The sequence below is a fragment of the Candidatus Binatia bacterium genome (assembly GCA_036504975.1).
Lineage (GTDB): Bacteria > Desulfobacterota > Binatia > UBA9968 > UBA9968 > JAJPJQ01.
The window spans coordinates 35,055-57,358 of record DASXUF010000102.1 but is presented as its reverse complement, the minus strand read 5'-3'; the positions used below and the strand labels follow the sequence as shown (position 1 = coordinate 57,358).

16 protein-coding genes and 1 pseudogene are annotated in these 22,304 nt (G+C 60.3%); 7 read left to right on the top strand and 10 right to left on the bottom strand.

Going from position 1 to position 22,304, the window contains the following annotated elements:
- From VGL70_13380 to VGL70_13365, 4 genes are all read right to left on the bottom strand, one after another.
- A partial coding sequence (locus VGL70_13380) for a GAF domain-containing protein (protein ID HEY3304516.1) occupies positions 1-6,607 on the bottom strand: 6,607 nt, incomplete at its 3' end.
- Positions 6,608-7,032: 425 nt separating this feature from the next.
- Positions 7,033-7,884, bottom strand: coding sequence for an ABC transporter permease (locus VGL70_13375; GenBank protein HEY3304515.1), 852 nt, complete (start codon positions 7,882-7,884; stop codon positions 7,033-7,035).
- A 5-nt stretch (positions 7,885-7,889) separates the two neighbouring features.
- Positions 7,890-8,846, bottom strand: coding sequence for an ABC transporter permease (locus tag VGL70_13370; GenBank protein HEY3304514.1), 957 nt, complete (start codon positions 8,844-8,846; stop codon positions 7,890-7,892).
- A 6-nt stretch (positions 8,847-8,852) separates the two neighbouring features.
- Complete coding sequence (locus VGL70_13365) at positions 8,853-10,454, bottom strand: ABC transporter substrate-binding protein (GenBank protein ID HEY3304513.1); 1,602 nt, start codon at positions 10,452-10,454, stop codon at positions 8,853-8,855.
- A gap of 321 nt (positions 10,455-10,775) precedes the next feature.
- On the opposite strand from VGL70_13365, the gene VGL70_13360 reads away from it, so the two are divergent.
- The 7 genes from VGL70_13360 (at position 10,776) to VGL70_13330 (ending at position 19,063) form a co-directional block, all read left to right on the top strand.
- Positions 10,776-11,792 (top strand): LLM class flavin-dependent oxidoreductase, encoded by a 1,017-nt coding sequence (locus VGL70_13360; GenBank protein ID HEY3304512.1) that lies wholly within the window; start codon positions 10,776-10,778, stop codon positions 11,790-11,792.
- A 75-nt stretch (positions 11,793-11,867) separates the two neighbouring features.
- Positions 11,868-13,946, top strand: a complete 2,079-nt coding sequence (locus tag VGL70_13355) for a hydantoinase/oxoprolinase family protein (protein ID HEY3304511.1) — start codon at positions 11,868-11,870, stop codon at positions 13,944-13,946.
- A complete protein-coding gene (locus tag VGL70_13350; protein ID HEY3304510.1) occupies positions 13,936-15,672 on the top strand; it encodes a hydantoinase B/oxoprolinase family protein in 1,737 nt (578 codons plus the stop codon). The genes VGL70_13355 and VGL70_13350 overlap by 11 nt, the downstream gene beginning before the upstream one ends.
- Before the next feature lie 98 nt (positions 15,673-15,770).
- Positions 15,771-16,538, top strand: coding sequence for an SDR family oxidoreductase (locus tag VGL70_13345; protein HEY3304509.1), 768 nt, complete (start codon positions 15,771-15,773; stop codon positions 16,536-16,538).
- A gap of 109 nt (positions 16,539-16,647) precedes the next feature.
- Positions 16,648-17,301, top strand: a complete 654-nt coding sequence (locus VGL70_13340) for a bifunctional 4-hydroxy-2-oxoglutarate aldolase/2-dehydro-3-deoxy-phosphogluconate aldolase (protein ID HEY3304508.1) — start codon at positions 16,648-16,650, stop codon at positions 17,299-17,301.
- A gap of 64 nt (positions 17,302-17,365) precedes the next feature.
- Complete coding sequence (locus VGL70_13335) at positions 17,366-18,358, top strand: ABC transporter substrate-binding protein (GenBank protein ID HEY3304507.1); 993 nt, start codon at positions 17,366-17,368, stop codon at positions 18,356-18,358.
- Between the two features lie 21 nt (positions 18,359-18,379).
- Positions 18,380-19,063, top strand: a complete 684-nt coding sequence (locus tag VGL70_13330) for an NUDIX domain-containing protein (GenBank protein HEY3304506.1) — start codon at positions 18,380-18,382, stop codon at positions 19,061-19,063.
- A gap of 376 nt (positions 19,064-19,439) precedes the next feature.
- Here VGL70_13330 and VGL70_13325 read toward each other — a convergent pair whose 3' ends face one another.
- From VGL70_13325 to VGL70_13300, 6 genes and pseudogenes are all read right to left on the bottom strand, one after another.
- Entirely contained in the window at positions 19,440-19,667 is a 228-nt protein-coding gene (locus tag VGL70_13325) for a DUF433 domain-containing protein (GenBank protein ID HEY3304505.1), read from the bottom strand.
- A 149-nt stretch (positions 19,668-19,816) separates the two neighbouring features.
- Positions 19,817-19,897 (bottom strand): annotated as a pseudogene (locus VGL70_13320) (MazF family transcriptional regulator).
- The gene (locus VGL70_13315) at positions 19,875-20,078 is read right to left on the bottom strand and encodes an antitoxin family protein (protein ID HEY3304504.1); all 204 of its coding nucleotides are present in this window, start codon (positions 20,076-20,078) and stop codon (positions 19,875-19,877) included. The pseudogene VGL70_13320 and the gene VGL70_13315 overlap by 23 nt, the downstream one beginning before the upstream one ends.
- A gap of 166 nt (positions 20,079-20,244) precedes the next feature.
- Entirely contained in the window at positions 20,245-20,583 is a 339-nt protein-coding gene (locus tag VGL70_13310) for a hypothetical protein (GenBank protein ID HEY3304503.1), read from the bottom strand.
- Between the two features lie 12 nt (positions 20,584-20,595).
- Positions 20,596-21,384, bottom strand: coding sequence for an MBL fold metallo-hydrolase (locus tag VGL70_13305; GenBank protein ID HEY3304502.1), 789 nt, complete (start codon positions 21,382-21,384; stop codon positions 20,596-20,598).
- Entirely contained in the window at positions 21,381-22,151 is a 771-nt protein-coding gene (locus VGL70_13300; protein HEY3304501.1) for an ABC transporter ATP-binding protein, read from the bottom strand. The genes VGL70_13305 and VGL70_13300 overlap by 4 nt, the downstream gene beginning before the upstream one ends.
- Positions 22,152-22,304: the final 153 nt, after the last annotated feature.

The window sequence follows — 22,304 nt, the reverse complement described above, 5'->3', positions numbered from 1 at the left end:
GCTGCATGGCGTCGTGCGCTTCCGCCGAGATATTATGCTGAGCAACTAAGTGGACCATCTCGCCGTCGAAGCGGATGACGCTGCATCCTGAGCCCTCGCATAGTCGGGCAGCGTTCTTGACGATAGTGTCGAATACCGGCTGAACGTCCGTTGGCGAACTGCTGATGACGGAAAGAATTTCACCAGTGGCGGTTTGCTGTTCCAAGGCTTCGGTGAGATCACGGTTACGAACTTCGAGTTCATTGAACAACCGCACGTTCTCGATGGCGATCACGGCCTGGTCGGCGAAGGTTTCAAGGAGCTTGATCTGCGCCGGAGTGAAGGGGCGCACCTCGATGCGACGCGCGGTCAGCATTCCAATGAACTCCCCCTGCTGACGAAGGGGAGCGGCTAACCAGGTGCGGAAGTTGCCGCCGGTACCCACCGTGGGGAAATCGTTCTGCGCGTGGACGTCGGGAATATGGAGCGTGCCATGCTCGCGCATCCAGCGAACCTGTGGCGCATCGATACTGATCTCAACGCGGACGATAGGTATGGAACCAAAATGAGCCCGCGAAACCATAGTGTCGCCCTCGTGGAGTCGCAGCATCACGTCGTCAATTCCACAAACCCGCGCGGCACTCTCGACGATGGCGTCGAGGACCGGCTGCACGTCCGTCGGCGAGCGGCTGATGATGCCGAGCACCTCGGCCGTTGCCGTTTGATACTCCAGCGCCTCCCGCAATTCCGCGTTGCGCTCGCCTAGCTCTTTAAACAATCGCACGTTCTCGATGGCGATCACCGCCTGGTCGGCGAAGGTTTCGAGCAGCTTGATCTGGCTGTCTGTAAATGGCCTAATTTCCATCCGGCGAATTCCGATCACACCAAGGGCGACGCCTTCGCGCAGCAATGGGGTGGCTAGCCGTGTCCGATGTCCGGAGCGCCTGCTATCGGGAAATTCGGCGCCCGCTTCGTCGATGTCGGGGATGTGAATTGTCTTGCGGTCGACAAATGCTCGACTGGCCAATCTGCCGCGGCCGATCGGCATTTCTTCGCTTGCGGGAACGTCCCCATAGTTAGCGGCGAGCCTGAGAATCTTGCCGTCAAAACGAAAAATCTGAGCATCGATCGAGTCGCACAGCCGCGCCGCGTTTGCGACAACTACGTCGAGAACAGGCTGCAAGTCTGTGGGGGAGCTTGCTATCACTCGCAGTACTTCGCTCGTCGCTGTCTGCTGCTCAAGAGCTTCGCTGAGCTGGCGATTACGATCCTGCAATTCCTGAAACAGACGGACGTTCTCGATGGCGATCACCGCCTGGTCGGCGAAGGTTTTGAGGAGAGCGATCTGCTTCTCCGAGAAAGGACGAACCTCCTGTCGGCGAATCGAAATAGCTCCAATCGCAACGCCCTCTCGCAGCAACGGCGTCGCAAGCATCGTACGGACACCACCACCACCCTGTTGCTGAAGGGGCTTGGCGTCCGGATACTCGGTTTCCACTACCGCTGCGAGATCGGGGATGTGAAGTGTCTGACGCTCTAAGATGGCCCGGCTCACCGGCAGGCCCCGAGCTAACGGCCGGCCGGCCTGTCCGAGTGGCACCGGTCCATGATGCGCGACTGGCTGGACGCTTTCACCATCGATCCGATAGATCACAGCGTCCAATGCATCGCACAATCGCGCAGCATTCTCGGCTACGGTGTCCAGCACCGGCTGAATGTCCGTCGGCGAGCTGGCGATAACACGCAGAATCTCACTGGTGGCCGTCTGCTGTTCCAAGGCCTCGGTGAGGTCGCGGTTGCGCACCTGTAGTTCCTGAAACAGGCGGACGTTCTCGATAGCGATCACCGCCTGGGAGGCGAATGTTTCAAGAAGTTTGATTTGGCTGTCAGTGAACGACCGCACTTCCGCCCGGCGAATTAAAATCGCTCCTATGGGAATACCCTCGCGCAACAGCGGCGTCGCCAGCGTGGTCCGATGGCCGAAGCGCCGCGCATAATCGCTGCCCTGCGGAAATTCGGTTTCCTCTGCCGTGAGGTCGTCGATGTGGATCGTTTGCCGGTCGACCACGGAGCGTCCGGTGACCCAGTCGCGATTGATGATCATGCCTTCCTCGAACCCTTCCATTGCCGGCAGCGAGCCGTAGGCCGAGGCGAGTCGAAGCAAATCGCCTTCGATACGAAAGATATTGGCATCCTTTGCGCCACAGACCCGCGCGGCATTCTCCGCCACGGCAGTGAGCACAGGCTGGAGATCGGTCGGCGAGCTGGCGATGACGCGGAGGATCTCGCTGGTGGCAGTCTGCTGCTCCAGGGCCTCGGTGAGATCGCGGTTGCGCGCTTGCAATTCCTGAAACAGACGGACGTTCTCGATGGCGATCACAGCCTGGTCGGCGAAGGTTGAAACCAGCTTTATGTGCGCGTCCGTGAAAGGGCGGACCTCTCGGCGGTGGACCGCGATTGCACCGATCAAATCATTCTCTTTAAGGAGCGGCACAGCGAGGCTCGTACGCATCCCTTCGTCCCTGTAAGGCTCAGGCACAATACACTCGGGGTCAGAAAGCATGTCCGGGATATGGACCGGCCGTTTTTCAAGTCCCACTCGACGCAGGGCGCTCTCTCGCCCCGGCCGAATCGGCGTCTTCTCTATGTAAGCCTGCAATGCGGGCGAAACGTTATTCCATACGACAGCCCGAAAAGCCTCTCCATCAAATCTGAACACCGCGCCGTTTTGCGCCTCGCAGAGGCGAACTGCATTGTCTAGGATCGTCTGAAAGACAGGTTGAGGGTCGGTTGGCGAACTCGCGATGACACGCAGGATTTCGCTCGTCGCAGTCTGCTGTTCCAAAGCCTCCGTCAGATCACGATTCCTCACCTGCAATTCCTGGAACAGCCGCACGTTCTCGATTGCGATGACGGCCTGGTCGGCGAAGGTTTCCAGCAGCTTAATTTGCTTCTCTGAAAAAGGGCGAACCTCCGACCGGCGAATCGCAATCACGCCAATGGCTACACCTTCGCGGATCAATGGGGTGGCAAGTAAGGTTCGATCCCTCTCCGGACTCCTTCTTTCGGGAAAATCGGCCGCAACCGTTCGGAAGTCATGGATGTGAATTGTTTTGCGATCGACGACGGCTCGGCCTCTCACTGTCTGGCGGCTGATTGCATGGTCTCCCGGCGCGGGCAAGGTTCCATACGAAGCTGCGCGCCGAAGCTGGTCGCCGTCAACGCGGTAAATATGAGCGTCGTCGGCAGCGCAGAGACGGGCGGCGCTCACGGCGATCGTATCCATCACAGGCTGCACATCTGTGGGAGAACTACTAATGACACGCAGTATCTCGCTCGTCGCGGTCTGCTGTTCCAGAGCCTCGGTGAGGTCGCGGTTGCGGACTTGCAGCTCTTGGAACAGCCGGACGTTCTCAATGGCGATCACCGCCTGGTCGGCAAAGGTCTTGAGCAGTGCGATATGCCTTTCTGAAAAAGGACGAACCTCCAGTCGCCTAACGTTGATCACGCCGATGGCACTACCCTCTCTGACCATCGGCGTGCTAAGGAAAGTGCGTGCGCCGGTCCGCTTTTGAAAAGGCTCGCTTTCGGGAAACTCCGTTTTGACCGCCGCCGCAAGATCGTGAACATGGACGGCCTGTCGTGTAAGAGCCGCTTGACCCGACGGATTTCTTGGGCTGAGCGGGGTCAAGCTAGGGGCCGGCATGGATCCAAAGGAAGCGACCAATTTGAGACCGCTGCCTTCAACTAACCGAATCTGGGCATCACTTGCTTCGCAAAGCCGTGCGGCATTTTCGGCGACCACGTCCAACACCGGCTGAATATCCGTCGGCGAGCTGGCGATCACTCGCAGGATTTCGCTGGTCGCCGTCTGCTGCTCCAGCGCCTCTGTGAGGTCGCGGTTGCGAACTTGCAGTTCCTGGAACAGCCGCACGTTCTCGATGGCGATGACGGCCTGGGAGGCAAAAGTCTCCAGCAGTGCTATCTGCTTGTCGGTAAAAGGCTTCACCTCCATCCGGCGGATGACGATCACGCCGATCGGTGCCCCTTCCCGCAGCAACGGCGTCACAAGGTAGGTGCGCAGACCGCGCCCCAGGGAGACCGGTCCGCTGTCGGGAAACCTTTCCGCCTCGGCCAGTATGTCCGGAACGTGGACGGTCCTCCGCTGGTGCATGGCCTCGTTGCCCGGCGTGCGCAAAGCCAAGGGTCTCTGTGCCACTCCAGTGGGAATCGTCCCGTAGTGCGCGACCAGCGACACCGTGTCGCCCTTGAGAAGACGAATGGTCGCGTCGTCGGACCCACACACCCGAGCTGCGCTCTGGGCGATGGCATCCAACACCGGCTGTATATCCGTCGGCGAGCTGGCGATGACGCCCAGGATTTCACTGGTCGCAGTCTGTTGTTCCAACGCCTCTTTGAGTTCCTGGAACAGCCGCACGTTCTCGATTGCGATCACTGCCTGGTCGGCAAAGGTCTGAACCAACGCAACCTGCTTGTCGGTGAACGGCCTAACTTCACGCCGCCATGTCGTGACGACACCGATAAGCCTCTCTTCACGAAGCAAGGGAACGGACAAAACCGTCCGGACGTTCTCCTTTCGGTACACTTCAAGCGAAGGGAGGGAGAACTCCGGGTCTGCCAGTAGATCGGTCACATGGACCGTCCTCCGCTCCAGGGCCGCCAGTCGCGTCGGGGTCTCGCGGCTCGGAAGGCGGCTACCCTTGAGAAATTCCGCGAACTCGGGTGTGGCGCCGTGCTGGGCGACGGTCGTCAGCGTCTCGCCATCATAAAGCGTGACTTGAGCGATGTTCGATTCGCACAACCGGGTAATGCTCGAAAGTATAGTCTGGAAGACGGGCTGTAGATCGGTGGGTGAACTGCTGATAACTTTCAGCACCTCACTCGTCGCGGTCTGCTGCTCCAGCGCCTCGGTGAGGTCGCGGTTGCGGGCTTGCAGCTCTTGGAACAGGCGCACGTTCTCTATGGCGATCACCGCCTGGTCGGCGAAGGTTTTAACCAACTCGATCTGACGCTCCGTAAACGCTTCGACAAAGTCGCGCCAAATCGTGATGACTCCGACCGCCGTTCCTTCTCGAAGCAATGGCACTGACAGGAGCGTTCGTGCTCCGGTGAGGACCGCCTGGGGGGGAGGAGGAGTCTCAAGTTGTTCGTCAAGAACCTGAAAAGATCTTCTCTCAAGAAATGCGCGACTGGACCTGACAGGGACGGATCGGAGGATAGCGAGCTGTTCAGGGGTTTCGCCGTAATGGGCAACCAGTCGGAAGAACTCACCATCATACTGACGAACATGACCTTGCTTGGCGCCGGCAAGTCTCACCGCATTTTGTATCACCGTATCCAGCACAGGCTGAATGTCGGTCGGCGAGCTGGCGATGACGCGCAGGATCTCACTGGTCGCGGTCTGTTGCTCCAGCGCCTCGCGAAGTTCCGAGTTGGAGGTTTCTAGCTCGCCGGTTTTGTTCTTTAGCTCCTCGAATAGGTTGATGTTGTGGAGAGCGACGCCGATGTGGTCCGACATCGAGCCGATCAGCCGCGTCTCTTCGGGCGTTAATTTTCGCGGCTGCTCGCCGAGGCACACGATCAGCCCGGCAAAAGCTCCTTTGGCCTTTATCGGGAACACCGCAAAGAAAGAAAATCCCGCGTCTTTCGATCCCCTCGTCCGGCTGAACTCCCGATAGCGGGGATCGGTGTTCACGTCCTCGAAGACCATCGGCTCCCCCGTTTCGGCGACCCTACCCATGATCCCTTCCCCGCGCCGAAAGACCGTAGCGCCTAACGCTTCCTCGCCGGCTCCATGCGAGGCCTTTAAAATCAGGCTCTCCGTTCCGGGATCGAACAGGCGGATCCTCACTGCATCGAAACGGAAGATTTCGGTGATTTTCCGCACCACCTCCTGGAGCACGGGATTGATCTCCAATGATTGACTGGCCGCGGCCGTCACGTCGTGGAGCGCTGCAACCTCGCGGTTTCTCGCCTGCGACTCTTGGAACAAACGGACGTTCTCGATCGCGATCACGGCCTGATCGGCGAAGGTTTTGAGGAGCGCGATCTGCTTGTCGGTGAAAGGCCGCACTTCCGTCCGGCGGATATTGATCGCGCCGATAGGAACACCTTCACGCATCAGCGGCACCGCCAAGCCGGTCCGGACACCCATGGCGATCCCGCGGGTCTTGAGTGCGGGGAAGTCGGCTTCGGCTGCCAGGAGGTCATGGACATGGACGGTCTTTCGGTCAATGATCGCACGGCCTGCTACTGAGCCACGATCGACGACATCACCCTCACCCAACGCATGCGCGGTCGGGATCTGTCCAAAGTGGGCGACGAGGCGTGAGATATTGCCATCGAGACGCCGAACAAGGGCGTCATCTGCGTCACATAGCCGGGCCGCAGTCTCTGCGATGGTCATCATCACAGGCCCGAGCTCGGTCGGAGAGCGGGCGATCATGCGCAGGATCTCGCTGGTAGCGGTCTGTTGCTCTAAAGCCTCGGCGAGTTCCTGCTTCAGCGCCTCGACGTCATGTCCCACCACAGCGCGTGACTGCTTCGACGGCGGGCGCTTTTTCTTAAGAGCAGGTTTCCGGGAATTGACGCTGGATTTCTTGGACATCTTCTTGGAAATCGGAGTCCTCCAAAGCAAAAAGCCCGGCTAGGAAAGGCGGCCTAAAAGTATGCGATACAGAGGTAGGCGTCAAGTTCGAAATCCGAAGCCCGAAATCCGAAACAAACCGAAAATACTAAATCCGAAATTTGAATTTCGAAATCCGAAACAATCCGAAAGACCCAAATTTAAATTTTGAACGAGATACCTCCCTCTCCCTCACCCTCTCCCGCTAGCGGGAGAGGGAAGGTGGGAGGGCGCGCCAAGACGCCAAGCACGCAAAGTTTTTAATTCTTAATCTTCTCACTTGGCGGCCTTTGCGCCTTTGCGCGAACGACCCTCTCCCTCACCCTCTCCCGCACGCGGGAGAGGGAAGGGGTGAGGGCACGTGACCTTTGTGTCCTTCGTGGTGAGATAGTATTTTTTGTTTTAGTTCACGCACTCTGCGCCCGCCTGAGGCGCGGGTCGAGCGTGTCGCGGAGCGCGTCGCCCAAAAGATTCGACGCGAAGACCACCAAGCTAATGGCGCTGCCCGGAAAGATGACGAGCCACGGCGCCTTTTGCGCGAACTCCGCCGCCGAGACCGAAAGCATCCGTCCCCAAGACGGCCAGGGCTCCGGCACGCCGAGCCCCAGGAAGCTCAAGGCCGCCTCGACGAGAATGGCGCTGCCGAATTGCGTCGTCGTCAAAACGATGAACGGTCCGACGGTGTTGGGCAGAATATGGCGAAAGGCGATGCTCAGGTGTCCGACTCCCAGCGCGCGCGCCGCCTCGATATACGCGAATTCGCGAATGGCGAGAACGCTGCTGCGGATGACCCGCTGCGCCATGGGAATGATGGGCACCGAGATGGCGACGATAACGTTGCCGACTGAGGGTCTCAGCGCCGCAGTCATCACCAGGGCCAGGATCAATAGCGGCAGCCCCTGTAGAATTTCCATCACGCGCTGCAAAAAGAGATCGAGCCAGCCGCCTGAGTAGCCCGAGAGAAGGCCGATTACCGCGCCGAGCGCGGCGCCGAGCAAGGTCGATCCGAGTCCCACCATGAGCGAGACTCTGGCGCCATGCACGATGCGGCTGTAGATATCCCGTCCGAGATTATCCGTGCCGAGCCAGTGGGCCCGGCTCGGGCGCGCGAGCGTGTGCTCGGCGTCGGTCCGGATCGGGTCGTGGGTCGCGATCGCGTCTGCGAAAACCGCCGTCAGAACCATCGCGAGGATCAGTAACCCGCCCAAAGCGCCCAGCGGTTTCCGGCGACAAGAATCAATGAAATTTTTCGCCGGCATGTTGCTCACCGGGTTCCATAGCGGATGCGCGGATCGAGATAACCGTACAGGAGATCGACCGAGAGATTCACCGCGACCACGACGATGGCGATGAGCATGACGAGATTTTGCGCCACCGGATAATCGCGCCAGAGAATCGCGTCGACGAGGTAGCGCGCCACGCCGGGAAGATTGAACACGGTCTCGGTGACGACCAGCCCGCCGATCATGAAGGCGAACTCGAAGCCGGTCACGGTGATGATGGGAAGCATGGCGTTGCTCAGCGCGTGGCCGAACACCACGGACCGCTCACGCAGCCCCTTGGCCCGCGCTGTTCGAATGTAATCCTCGCGCAGGACTTCCAGCATCGCGGAGCGGGTGATGCGCATGATCAGGGCGGAGCCGCGGTAGCCGACCGCCAGAGCGGGAAAGATAAACTGAAGGAGATGCGCGCGCAGATCCTGAAACGGCGAGACGTAAGTCATTGCCGGAATCCATCCCGCCCAGGAGACCAGAAAGAGAATGATCAGCATGCCGAGCCAGAACGAGGGCATGGAGAGGCCGGCGAGACTGAAGATGCGCAGGACATAGTCTAGGGCGCTGTCCTGGCGCGCGGCGCTCACCACGCCGGTGAAAACTCCCAGGACGACCGCGATCAAAATTGCAAGGACGGCTAACTCGACCGTGACGGGAATGCGCGGCTTGACGATCTGCCAGGCGGGCACGTCATAGCGGTAAGACTTCCCCAAGTCCCCTTTCGCGATGTCCCTGAGCCAGCGGCCGTATTGCACCGCGATCGGCCGGTCCAAGCCCATCTCGCGCGCCAGCGCGGCCTTGTCCGCCGGGTTCACGAAGCCTGCCGCGGAAAAGATGATATCGACGATATCTCCGGGAACGACGCGCAGCATGACGAAGATCAAGACCGACATTCCGAACAGGGTCAGAACGGCGGTGAGCAGACGCTGGAGAAGGTAAAAGAACACGGCGCGTCACTTATCGAGCCAAACTTCCTGCATCCGTCCGTAGTTGTAAATCGACTGGTGCGGCACGACGTTCTTCACGTGCGGCCACATGACCACGTACTCTTTGCTCCAGCCGAGCATCATGCGCGCGCCGTCGAGCTGGAGGCGTTTGTCGATCTCATTGACGAGCTGCAGACGCTTCTTCTGCTCGAGAGTCTGCGACTGCTGCTCGATCAGCCGGTCCATCTCTTCGCTGCAGTAGGCCGAGTAATTGCGGGCCGAGACGCATTTGAAATTCTCGTACAGATTGGCGTCCGGATCGTCCGGGCCGATGCCGGTCGCGTTGACGGCGACGTCGAATTCCCGCCGCGTCATCTTCGCGTGCCACACGCCGGTCTCCACCTGCTCCAGCGTGGCCTCGATCCCCACTTGCTTGAACTGGTCGATGATGAAGCCGGAGATGTCGACGTAAATCGGGATCGCGCGGGTCGAGACGGTGAACTTGAGCGGCTTGGACGGCCCGTAGCCCATTTCGGCCAGGAGTTTTTTCGCTTCGGCTTTGTTTTTGGCCGCATCGCCAAAGCCCGGGATCTTTTTCTGCTCGGCCTCCGGCAATCCCCACACGCCATACGGCTTCGGCAGCATCACGCCGCCGATAATCGCCGCGCCCTGCCTGCCGGCCTGGATGTAGCCCTTGCGATCGACGGCGAGACTGACGGCGTTCCGGATCTTCGGCTCCTTGAACAGCGGCCGCGTGAGGTTCACCAGAATGTGGTCGTTGACGTTGGTGCTCGATTCGACGAGAACGAGCTTCGGCACGGCGCGTTTCGTCGTCTCGGCGTTTGTTTTCGCGACTTCCCAGATAAACGGGATGTCCTGCCGGCCCGCCTGCAGGGCCGCGTAGCGGGTGGAGCGATCTTTGATGATGGTGTAGCGGATGCCGTCGAGATAGGGCCGGCCCTTGACGAAGTAATCGGGATTTTTCACCATCTCGATCAGCTCGCCCTGCCGGTACTCCTTGAGCTTGAACGGGCCGGTGCCTAGGCACTTGGAGCGCAGCTCGGTGACCGGAACGTGAGCGGGATAGATCGGCGCGTAACCGGAGGCCAGCATGAGGATGAGCGACTGCTGCGGACGCTTGAGCCGGAAGACCACCGCGTCGGGCGTGCTCGCGTCGATCGACTCCACGTTCTCGTACCAGAGCTTGCGCGGGTTCACACGGAGCTTGGCCGTCACTCCTTCGACTTCCCGAATGGTATCAAAGGTATGTTTCACGTCTTTCGAACTAAAGGGCCGGCCGTCGTGCCACTTCACGTCCTTCCTGAGAAAAAAGACCAGGCTCCTTCCGCCGTCCTGTAACGTCCATTTCTCCGCCAGCTCCGGGATGATCGTCTCCATGCTCTCCTGCTTCTTTAATGGATCAAAGAGAATCAGGTTGTTGTAGCAGGGCATCATCGGCCAGACCGTCGAGATCGTGACCTCTTCGTGGAGTGAGAAGCTGGGCGGCGCCTCGGTGAGCGTGGCATTGAGAACGCCGCCCGCCTTTGGCACCTGAGCGGCAGAAGCCGCTCCCGCAATCAGAACGGAAAGGAGTCCGACAAAAATTAGCTCGGAGATTCGCTTGCCCATGACGTGACCTCCTGGCAAAAAATTTTCTCGTCTTGGCTGATCTACTCAAACGGCTATTTGGGTTGTAGCTTGTACGGGAGCCTCTCCATCACGGCGCGGCGTCGATGATCATGGCGATCACGGCGTCGTTCTTGATGAGAATTCGTCTCCATGATGCCTGCGCCTCTCTCGCGACTAACACAGACAAATTTGGGATGTCAAACCGACGGCGCCGGTCCGAAAAGCTGAAACCCGGCGCGCTTTCTGATACACATGGTTTGACAGCGACTCCTTTTGAGGGTAGCTACGAACTCATATCACGCGCGCTGGAGAGGAGAAAACGTGGCACGAGTCGGTTTTGCGCTAGGCTACGGCAAATTTACCAACGTGAGAGAGATCGCCGCCTTGATGCGGCAAGCGGAAGAGCGCGGCTACGAGATGGCTTTTTTCTCGGAGACCATCGAGATCATGCGCGACTCGGTAACGGCGCTGGCCGCCATTGGTTTGGCGACGAAGAAGATGATTCTCGGCTCCACTCAGATCGTCCGCCTCCGCAGCCCGCTCGTCATGGCGCAGTCACTGGCGAGCCTGGACGAGCTGACCGGAGGGCGGATGACGATGGCGCCGGGCGCCTGCACGAAAAGTCACCAGCGAGTGCACGCCCTCGATCCGGACGTGACCGCCACGCCGGCACAAGTGCTGAAGGAATACATCGAGTCGATGCGCCTGCTTCTCACCGGCGAGAAAGTTTCCTACCACGGCCAGTACGTCAACTTCGACAACGTAGGATTAGGCTGGAAGCCGATTCGCACGTTCATTCCGATTTACGCTCCGGCGACGAGCACGACCGGCCTCAAGCTCGCCGGGCAAGTCGCCGACGGCGTCGTTCTGAACGCGGTCTGCTCGCCGGAATATACGGTGAACGCGCTCAAGATCATTCGCCAGTCGGCCGAAGCCGCGGGCAGAAATTTCTCCAAGTTCGAGGTCGCGCAGATCATCAACTGCTCGGTCGAGGACGACCATAAGAAAGCGCTCGATCAAGTCCGCTGGGAAGTGGCGACAAAGCTCGATCCGGTCCAGATCTCCTTCATCGCAGGGCCGAAGATGCGCGTCGGCGAGCCTTACATCAGGAAGGAAGACATTCCACTGTTCGAGAAGGCCCACGCCGCCGGAGGAATGGACGGACTCATCAAGGCGATTCCGGATTCCTACGTCGAGGGCATGACCGCGAGCGGGACGCCGGATGAGGTGAAGAAGCGCGTCCAGCAATACCGCGACGCCGGCGTCAAGATCCCGCTGCTCCGTCCCGCCGCCAATCACCAGACGCAGCGGGTGCTCGACCTTTTTTCGCAAAGATGAAAAAAGGCCCATTTTAGATTTTGGATTGCCGATTTTGGATTCAATCTAAAATCGAAAATCTAAAATCCAAAATTTATGTATCGTGTGGGCGTGGACATCGGCGGCACCTTCACCGATCTTCTTTTGATCGGCGCGGACGGCCGCGCCGTCATCGGCAAGACGCTGACGACTCCGGGCGATCCCAGCTTGGCGGTAGAGGCGGCACTCGGGCCGGCGCTGGGCGATGGTTCGACTTCGCTCACCACAGGCGGCACGCTGGTCCACGGCACGACGCTCGTCACCAACGCGATCATCGAGCGCAAAGGCGCACCCACTGCCCTGCTTACAACGTCGGGTTTCCGCGACGCGCTCGAGATCGGCCGCGAGCAGCGCTACGAGCTTTACGATCTCAACCTCGATTTCCCCAGGCCGCTGGTGCCGCGCTATCTACGCTTCGACGTCCCCGAGCGCGTCGCCGCCGACGGCAGCGTGCTCGAGCCGCTGGACGAAGCTTTCGTCCGCCGTCTGGTCGGCGAACTGCGTGACAAAGGCATCCAAGCCATCGCCGTTTGCTATTTGAACAGTTTTCGCAATCCCGCCCACGAGCGCCGCACAGCGGAAATTATCAAAGAGACAGCGCCGGAGATCCGCGTCTCGCTGAGTTGCGAGGTCGTCGCGGAAATCCGCGAGTACCAGAGAACGAGCACCACGGTCGCCAACGTGTACGTGCAGGAGCGCGTCGCCGACTATCTTCAGGAGCTCCGCCGGCGACTCGACCGGCTCTCGTTTCAGGGTAATTTTTTCGTCATGCTCTCGAGCGGCGGCATCGCCACCACCGAGACCGCGGCGCGCTTTCCCGTGCGCCTGCTGGAGTCCGGCCCGGCGGCGGGCGCGCTCGCCGCGGCCCATCTCGGCGCGCGCGCGGGATTTTCCGATCTTCTTTCCTTCGACATGGGCGGGACCACGGCAAAACTGTGCGCGGTGGAAGACGGCAAGCCGCTCAAGGCGCACGAGTTCGAAGTGGATCGCGTATATCGCTTCAGAAAAGGCAGCGGTCTCCCGGTAAAAATTCCCGTGATCGACATGATCGAGATCGGCGCGGGCGGCGGCAGCGTCGCGCGCGTGGACGCGCTCGGCTTGCTGAAGGTCGGGCCGGAAAGCGCCGGCGCCGAGCCGGGTCCGGCCTGCTATGGCCGCGGCGGCGAAGAGCCGACGGTGACCGACGCCGATCTGGTGCTGGGTTATTTGGACGCAAATTATTTTCTTGGCGGCCGGATGAAACTCGATCTCGAGGCTGCGCGCCGTGCGCTGTCGCGTTTGGCGGAAAAATTAAGATTGAGCGTCGAGCAAGTCGCCTGGGGCATCCATCAGATCGTCGGCGAAAATATGGCCAACGCGGCGCGCGCCCATCTCGGCGAGCGCGGCAAGGACCCGCGGCGCATGCCGCTCTACGCCTTCGGCGGCGCCGGCCCGGTCCACGGTTATCGCGTCGCGGAGATTCTTCACCTACCCGCGCTGATCTCGCCGTTCGGCGCGGGCGTCGGCTCGACCTTTGGACTCCTCGCCGCGCCGCTGGCGTTCGATTTCGTGCGCAGCTCGTACAGTCGTCTCGACAACATGGAATGGACTTCGGCCAACACGCTGCTGGCGGAGATGGCCGATGAAGGCCGCGCGATCCTGGAAAGCTCGGGGCTATCGCCGTCGGACATTCACTATGAGCGCACGGCGGACATGCGTTACGTCGGCCAGGGACATGAAGTATCCGTGCCTCTGCCGGACGGCCGGTTGAGCGACTGGCACATGGGAAATATTCAAAGCGCGTTCGAGGAAGTCTATCGCAGCCTGTACGGACGCAAAGGACCGGAGGTTCCTCTCGAGGTAATCAACTGGCGCGTCGTCGCGGGGGGACCGAATCCGGCGATGGACTTTCGTTTGCCCCGCGAGACTAACGGCGGCAAACGCGCGCTCAAAGGAAACCGGCGCGCCTATTTCCCCGAACAGGGCGGCTACATCGAGACGCCGGTGTACGATCGCTATGCGCTCGGGCCCGGCGCAACTTTCAGCGGCCCCGCGATCGTCGAAGAACGCGAATCGACCTTGATCGTCGGCGCGCGCGGACACGGCCGCGTGGATGAGCATCTCAACGTCATCGTGGAATTTGCCCATGGTCGGTAACTCCATAGACCCGGTTACTCTCGAAGTCATCTGGAACCGGCTGCTCTCGGTCGCCAACGAGCAGCAGGACGCGCTGATCCGCACCGCCTTTAGTACAATTGTCCGCGAGAGCCAGGACCTCGCCTGCGGCGTGTTCGACACGAAAGGGCATATGATCGCCCAGTCGATCACCGGCACGCCCGGCCACATCAACGCCATGGCGAGCTCGATGCCCCATTTCCTCGCAGCGTTTCCGCGCGAGAAGCTCGCGCCCGGCGACGTACTTATCACCAACGACCCCTGGATGACCGCGGGACAGATCAACGATATCACGATCACGACGCCGATTTTTAAAGACGGACGGCTGGTCGCGTTCTTCGCCAACACCTGCCACGCCGCCGATATCGGCGGCCGGATTCTTTCCGCCGAAGCGCGCGAGGTCTACGAGGAAGGCCTACGGCTGCCGATCATGAAGCTCTTCGAGCGCGGCGAGGCGAACAAAATTCTGCTCCAGATTATCCGCGCGAACGTGCGCCAGCCGGACGAAGTCGTGGGCGACCTCTACGCGCAGACCGCGTGCAACGACGCCGGCGGCCGGGCGTTGCTCGAGATGATGAAAGAATTCGGGCTCGAAAGCATCGATCCCGCCGCCGAGGAGATCATCCGCCGATCCGAGGCCGCCGTGCGGGAAAAAATCCGCGCGCTGCCGAAAGGAGAGTGGCAAAGCGAGACCTGGAGCGACGGCTTCGAAGAGCCGATAGTGATTCGCTGCCGCGTGGCGGTCGAGGACGACGAGATTCTAATCGACTTTGCCGGTTCATCGCCCGAGAGCGCGCACGGCATCAACGTCGTGCTGAACTACACGCATGCCTACGCGAGCTTCGCCGTCAAGGCGGCGATTTATCCGGACGTACCGCACAACGAGGGAAGCTTCCGCCCCGTCCGCGTGAGCGCGCCGCCGGGGAGCATTCTGAACGCGCTCGAGCCCGCGCCGGTGGCGAGCCGCCAGGCCGTCGGCCATTTCGTGCCGAGCGCGATCTTCGCCGCGCTGGCAGACGCCTTGCCCGGGCGTCTCCTCGTGCCGGGCGCCGATCCGATCTGGCTCAGCGTGTGGCGCGGGCAGAATCCGCCGTTTACGATGACGATCTTCCAGGTCGGCGGCACCGGCGCGCGGCCGACGAAAGACGGCCTCAGCGCCGTCGGCTTTCCCAGCGGCGTGGCGGGCGTGCCGGCTGAGGTGATCGAAAGCCTTTCGCCGCTGGTGATGCGGCGGCGCGAGCTGCGCGCCGATTCCGGCGGCGCCGGCGGCTGGCGCGGCGGTTTGGGGCAACTCACGGAATTTACCAGCCGCGGCGAAGGAGGATGGAGCGTCAGTTCGATCGTCGATCGAACGAGATATGCCGCGCCGGGTCTGCTCGGCGGCAAGCCGGGCTTGGCCGGCGAGCTGGCGCTGGATAACGGCGCGCGTCCGAATCCCAAGTCACAGATCGAGCTTGCGCGCGGCCAGGCCGTTCATCTGAATCTTCCCGGCGGCGGCGGCTACGGCGACCCTCTCAGCCGCGATCCTGAGCGGGTGCGTCAGGATGTGATCGCGGGTTATGTGACGGTGGAAGCCGCGGCGCGGGACTACGGCGTGGTTATTCGCTTCACCGGACGCGATGACGAGCTGGTGCGTTTGCCGGAGCAGTGGGTGATCGACGTAGAAGAAACGGCGAAAGTCAGAAAAAAGATGAAGGATGAGGGCTGAAGGATGAATTCCGGATTCCGAAGTTTCAATTCAATCCAAAATCCAAAACCTGTCCTGAGCCAAGTCGAAGGATCTAAAATCCAAAATGGGGAGGGGCGATGGAGTTGAAGGGGAAGGTGGCCCTGGTGACCGGCGCGGCGACGGGAATCGGCGCGGCCACCGTGCTCGCGTTAGCGAGGGCCGGCGCCGCCAGCGTCGCGATCAATTACCGGACGGCGAAGAAGGAGGCCGAAAAAGTCGCGGCGCAGGCGAGTAAGACCGGCGCGCGCACTTTCTGTGTGCATGCGGACGTGAAGAACGATGACGAAGTGCGGCGCATGTTCCGGGAAGTTAAAAAGCATTTCCGCCGCCTCGACGTGCTCGTCAACAACGCGGGCGTGACACACTGGGTTCCGGTGAAAGATTTGGCGAGCTTAACCGACGAAGTCTGGGACGACATTCTCGACGTCAATGTGAAAGGCGCGTTCCGCTGCGTTCGCGCCGCCGCGCCGCTGCTGGTGAAATCGGGCGGCATGATCATCAATGTCGCCTCGATCTCCGGCGTTATCGCGCCCGCGACGATGTCGTCCCTCGCCTACGGCACGGCCAAAGCCGCGTTGATCCATCTCACGCGCGGTCTCGCCGTCGCACTGGCGCCCAAGGTGAGAGTCAACGCGGTGGCGCCCGCGTTCACCGACACACCCTGGATGAAGAAACATTACGCGGCCGACTACGATCGGGTGAGGGCGAAAGCAGGTTCGGGTTATCCTCTGAAGCGCATCGCCAGGCCGGAAGACGTAGCGTCGGCCATTGTCGGCCTCGTGACGGGCGGCGACTTCGTTACGGGACAGACATTGATCGTGGACGGGGGCTTGAGCCTAAGCTAGGATACGGGAGTCATCGTACTCATTCTCTCCAAGGCCTTTGTCCCTCACCCTTCCCTCTCCCTCAGGGAGAGGGTTAGAGTGAGGGGTTCGTAAGACTGAAGATTAGCCGATGGGTAGAACCGACCTGATCTCCGAGATGCACCGCCACAGGCTCGTGGCCGTGGTGCGTTCGAAGAGCGCCGAAGAAGCGTTGGAGACGGCTCGCGCGGCGGCCGACGGAGGAATTAAATTCATCGAGATCACGTTCAGCGTGCCCGGCGCGGTCGGAGTCATTGCCGAGCTCGCGAGGCGCAGCGACATATGCGTCGGCGGCGGCACCGTGCTTTCACCGGATGCCGCGCAACAGGCGATCGCCGCCGGAGCGCAGTTCATCGTCTCGCCCACGCTGGAGCTGAACCTCGTCCCGATCTGTCGCGGGGCCGACGTCGCGTGCATCAGCGGCGCGGCGACGCCGAGCGAGATCGTTTCCGCCATGCGCGCGGGAGCGGACCTGGTGAAAATATTTCCCGCCGATTGCGTCGGCGGCCCGCACTTTATCCGCCAGATCCTCGGCCCCTTCCCCGACGTGCGCCTCATGGTCTCCGGCGGCGTGGACGAGAGCAACATGAAAGAGTATGCCGCCCTCGGAGTCACCGGAATCTGCCTTGGGAGCGCCGCGCTGCACGCGTGCCTGCTTGAAAAAGGGCGTGACGGGCTGGCCAAGTATGCACGGAAATTTGTAACCTTGGTGGATGAAGCGAGCCGCGCGCAGAATGCTAAATGATGAATGTCGAATTTTTGAATTGGAATTCAAAACTCAAAATTCATAATTCAACATTGGTGTAATTATGCCCGACATCACACTCACCCTCGCCTGCGAAGATTACGACCGCACGCGCGCGCTGCGCGACGGGACGATCAAACCGGAAGGCATCGATCTTAACTACTTGACCCTGCCCGTCGAAGAGATCTTCTGGCGCATGTGCCGTTACGAAGAGTTCGACGCGGCGGAGCTTTCGATGGGGGCGTTTCTGGTCGCCGCGGCTCAAGGCCGGTGCTCGTTCGTCGCGATTCCGGTTTTTCCATCGCGGACTTTTCGCCACCGCTGCGTTTTCGTCAACACCGCCTCCGGCATCGAGCGGCCGGAAGATTTGCGCGGCAAGCGCGTCGGCGTGCCGGAGTACACGATGACCGCCGCGGTCTGGCTCCGCGGCCTCTTCCAGCACGAGCACGGCGTTAAGCCGGAGGAGATCCTCTGGTTTCAAGGCGGCGAGGAGCAGCCCGGACGCAAGGACCGCGTGGATTTCGAGATCCCGCCGGGAATTCGTCTGGAATCGATTCCGAACGACAAAACTCTCAACGACATGATCGAGAGCGGCGAGATCGCTGCCTTGATGTCTCCGCGCATGCCGTCCTGCTTTCTCCGCGGCTCGCCGCGCGTCGCCCGGCTGTATCCCGATTTCAAGCAGGCGGAGATGGACTACTTTCGCCGCACCGGGATCTTTCCGATCATGCATGTCATCGTAATCCGGAGGAAGATCTACGAGGAGCATCCGTGGATCGCTCAGAGCCTTTACAAGGCTTTCTGCGAAGCGAAGGATCACTCCTTCAGCCAGCTTTATGACTCCAACGTTCTCCGCATCAGCCTGCCGTGGACGGTCGCGGAATACGAGGAAACGCGGGCGCTGATGACCGAAGACTATTGGCCGTACGGCTTCGCGCCGAACCAGCGCGTGCTGGAAATTCTCCACGGCTATCTTCTGGAGCAAGGCTTGATCAAACAGAAGCTCGACCTTCAAAGTCTTTTCGCGCCGGGCACGCGCGAAGCGTTCAAGATCTAAGCGCAACCGCTCGATGCAGCCATGAACTCAGAGCAACCGCGCTTTGCCGACAATCAGCAGCATCCGTGGGTGGCGGTGGATGTCGTCATTTACACGCTGAGCGAAAGTGCGCTTCACTGCCTGCTCGTCCAAGTCAAAGAAGGTTCCTTCGCCGGCAAGTGGGCCTTTCCCGGCGGCCTCGTCGGCGCGGAAGAGTCGCTCGACCAGGCGGCCGAGCGCGAGATTTTCGAAAGGACCGGAGTCAAGCAGAGCTACATCGAGCAGCTTTACACGTTCGGCAAGCCGGAGCGAGATCCGGCGCTGAGAGTCGTGTCCGCTTCCTATCTGGCGCTGGTGCCGAATTCGAACGTCGCTCTCAACCCGGCGCCGCGCTACGCGGACATCAAATGGTTCGCCGCCGACCGTCTGCCCGAGCTTGCCTACGACCACGACCAGGTCGGCCGCATCGCGCTCCAGCGCCTGCGCTCCAAGCTGCAGTACACGAACATCGTCTACAGCCTGCTGCCGAAAGAGTTCACACTGGGAGAGCTTCAGGAAGTTTACGAGACGATCCTGCACCGCCGCTTGGACCGGCGCAACTTCCGCAAAAAAATTCTGGCTCTGGGCCTGTTGAAAAAATTGCCGCAGAAGCGCCGCGGCACCCACCGCCCCGCCTCGCTCTATGCTTTCCGCCAAAAACGGCCGATGGTTATTGAGATGGTGTAGCAGGCTCTCTGCGTCTAGCTTTGGTCAGCGGTTGGATCGTATACGCCTGATTTCGATCACAAGCAACCCCTCTTCGGGATCATTGAGAAAGGCATCGACCGTTTGGCGGCGAGCTTCGAGCTCCGAAGCTATGACATCCGTCCCGGCGTTCCCCACTGACAACCAGATCACCTTCGGAGGGGGGCCGAATAAAAAGCTGAGCTGGCGAAAGTCGTTATCCTTGGAGACAATAACAAGCCCTTCACGGCCAGCATACTTCCAGATTGCTTGATCGGGATGGCCGCCGAGGCCGACAATATCGACGTGCTTGCTTCCCCGATAGAGTTACGAAGCAGCTTGATTAACCGCTCGCTGAGGTTTTCGTCGAAAAGAAGGCTCAATCAGCAGGAGGAACCGCCAGGCGACGCTCGCGCGCTGCCGCAAAGGAAAGACAGGCGTGAATGTCGTCACGGGTGAGTTTGGGAAAGTCCTTTAGAATCTGATCTTCCGTCATGCCGCCAGCTAAATACTCCAACACATCATAAACAGTGATCCGGGTACCCTTGATACAGGGCTTACCGCCGCGAATCCTCGGCGTAACGGTGATGCGATCCTTCAAGTCCATGCGCGTACTTTAGCCTCACGCTCTCCAATGTGCAAGCGCGCCTAAATTCTCTCTAGCCATACGGCTTGCGTTCGTGTCAGGCGTGTCAAAGTACCGCAGCGTCTTCGTCGTTTCCTCCAGGTTTCAGCCTGCAAAAAAACTTGTCGCCACGCCGGTCTTACCTTCGCATCGGATAAATCTGAAAACGGATAGCGGACCAGGATGATGTCATTCTTTGAGGAGCTGGGCATAGACATCATCCTCGGGATTGTCCCAGATTGTATCGAGTGGAGCCTCGCTTGCCTGCAGCCAGAACTCAACCTCCTCGTCGGGCAAGAGCGTCACCAGAACTCTGGAACCTTCAGGAAGGTTGACCTGCTCCAACGGCTCGATTTTCCCCTTATGGATGACGGCTCTCAATGTCTTCGACATGGCATGTCCTCTTACTCTTATAGGAAGATGTCGGCGCAATAATTCAAGTATATCTGAAACACCGTGTCGCCGCAAAACACGTCAGACGCCGCGGCACCCACCGCCCCGCCTCCCTCTACGCCTTCCGGCAAAAACGGCCGATGATTATCGAGATGGTGTAGGTTTTTCACGCAGCGTCATCTGGCGGGCGCTCTCGGACGCGCCAGCCGATCGCTTGCGTGAAGGTCGGTCTTTGTGGAACGGGCATCGCCATCGCGACGGCCGGCGGCAATGGCGGCTGCCAATCTCCTAAACGGAGGTGATGCTTTGCCTTTTCGCGAAGGCGCACGGCTTTTCGCTTACTTCCTTTTTCGGTATGGTAGTCGGCAAGACGCCAGTAACGGTCGCCGAGAAATAAATGCACTTCAGGTTTGGGCTCGCCGCGGCGTCCGGCAGTTAAAATACGCAGGAGAACGAGAACCCAAACAACATCTAGGCGCAGTTGCCAAACAGATGCCGGATTCACAATAACCCCCTGCTATTCGCCCCAACTTCCTCTGGGTCTCAACACCACGATCTCCGTCTTCTTGGGAAGCGTGGCCTTGCTGACGAGAAGCGTGTCAGTGTTAAGCCTACGCGTCGCTAGACCCTGCACAAATGATTCGAGGATATAGCTGCTGTCGCGGTAGTGCATCGGAATGGCGATCTTGGGGTTGAGCTGCGCCAGCACTTCGCGCGCGGTCTCGGGCGGCATGGTGAAGACGCCGCCGATCGGAATCAGTGCGACGTCCACGCGCCCCATCTGCTTCACCTGCTCCGGCGTGAGCGTGTGGCTCAGGTCTCCCAAGTGGACGATGCAAAGCACGCCGAGATCGAACATGAAGGCCGCGCCCTTGAGCGCGTTGCCGAACGCTTGCTGATAAATGGGCAAGTTGTAAATAAAAACATCCCTCACGTTCAGACTGGTCCGGTTCCATTCGGCGCCGTAGTGGGAAAGGCCGCGCAGGATGATCGGATTGCCTTGCGCGATTTCCACGGCATTATGGTTCGGATGCTCGCGCCCTACGGTGACCACGTGCGGCGAGACGTTCGGCGTCGGGTACATGCCCGGCGCGAGCGGGTCGGTGACGATCTTGGTGCCCTTGCTCGTCGTGATCTGAAAAAAGTTGTGGCCGAAGTATTGAATGACGGCGTCGGCCTCGGCGGCGTAGGCGAGTGCAGAGCCGCGGCGCGTGAGATCCAGGTCGCGGCACGCGGCGCCGGCCATTGCGTCCCAGCCCAGCATAAGCCCGAAAATGATAACGAAAAAGACGGCCGATTTTTTCATGGCCTTTGACGGGAAAAAGGCTCTTTAAATCTCGGCTCCGACGCCTTGAAAAAATCGGCCACATACTCCGTATCGGGCTCGCGCAGCAAATTCTCGGCCGTGTCCACCTGCTCGAAGCGTCCGGCCCTCATCACGGCGATGCGATCGGCCAGGGCCATAGCGTCGGAAAGAGTATGAGTGACGTAAAGTGTGGTCAGGCGGTTCTCGCGGTGAAAGCTCAAAATCTCCCCGCGCATCTTAAGCCGGTTCGGCGGATCGATATTGGAGAGCGGCTCGTCCATGAGCAAGATACGCGGCGAAGTCGTCATGGCGCGGCCCAGCGCCACGCGCTGTTGCTCGCCGCCGGACAGCTCGCCGGGCTTGCGCTGGAAGAATCGCTCGTCGATGCCCAGCTTCCGGGCCATCGGCCGGATGAAGTCGCGGATCTTTTCCCTGGACCATTTGCGCACTTTTAGCGGCAAGGTGAGATTCGTGTAGGAACGCTCGTCGAAAACCCTCATGTGCGGCCAGAGCGCGAAGTTCTGGAAGATCATCTGCACGTTCCTCTTGCCCACGGGAACGTCGTTGACCGGAACCCCGCCCATGTAGATGGTTCCGCTATCGGGCGTCTCGAGGCCGGCGATGAGCCTCAGCGTCGTCGTCTTACCGCAGCCGCTCTCCCCCACGATCGCCAGGAACTCGCCGTCGTGGACGGTGAGATTGGCCTCATCGACCGCCACCACCGAGCCGAACCGCTTCGTCAGGCCGCGCAACGCGAGGGAAAGCATCGCCCCAATCGTAGTAAATGAAAGCTGAAAAGACAATGTCCCGTCCTCCCGTTGCTTGGAATCCGTCTTTTGGAATCCGAAACTTGAGACCTGCCATGCCGCCGCAAGCGCGGATAACTTGACTCCCAAGCTGTTTACGGGATAGTTTTCGAG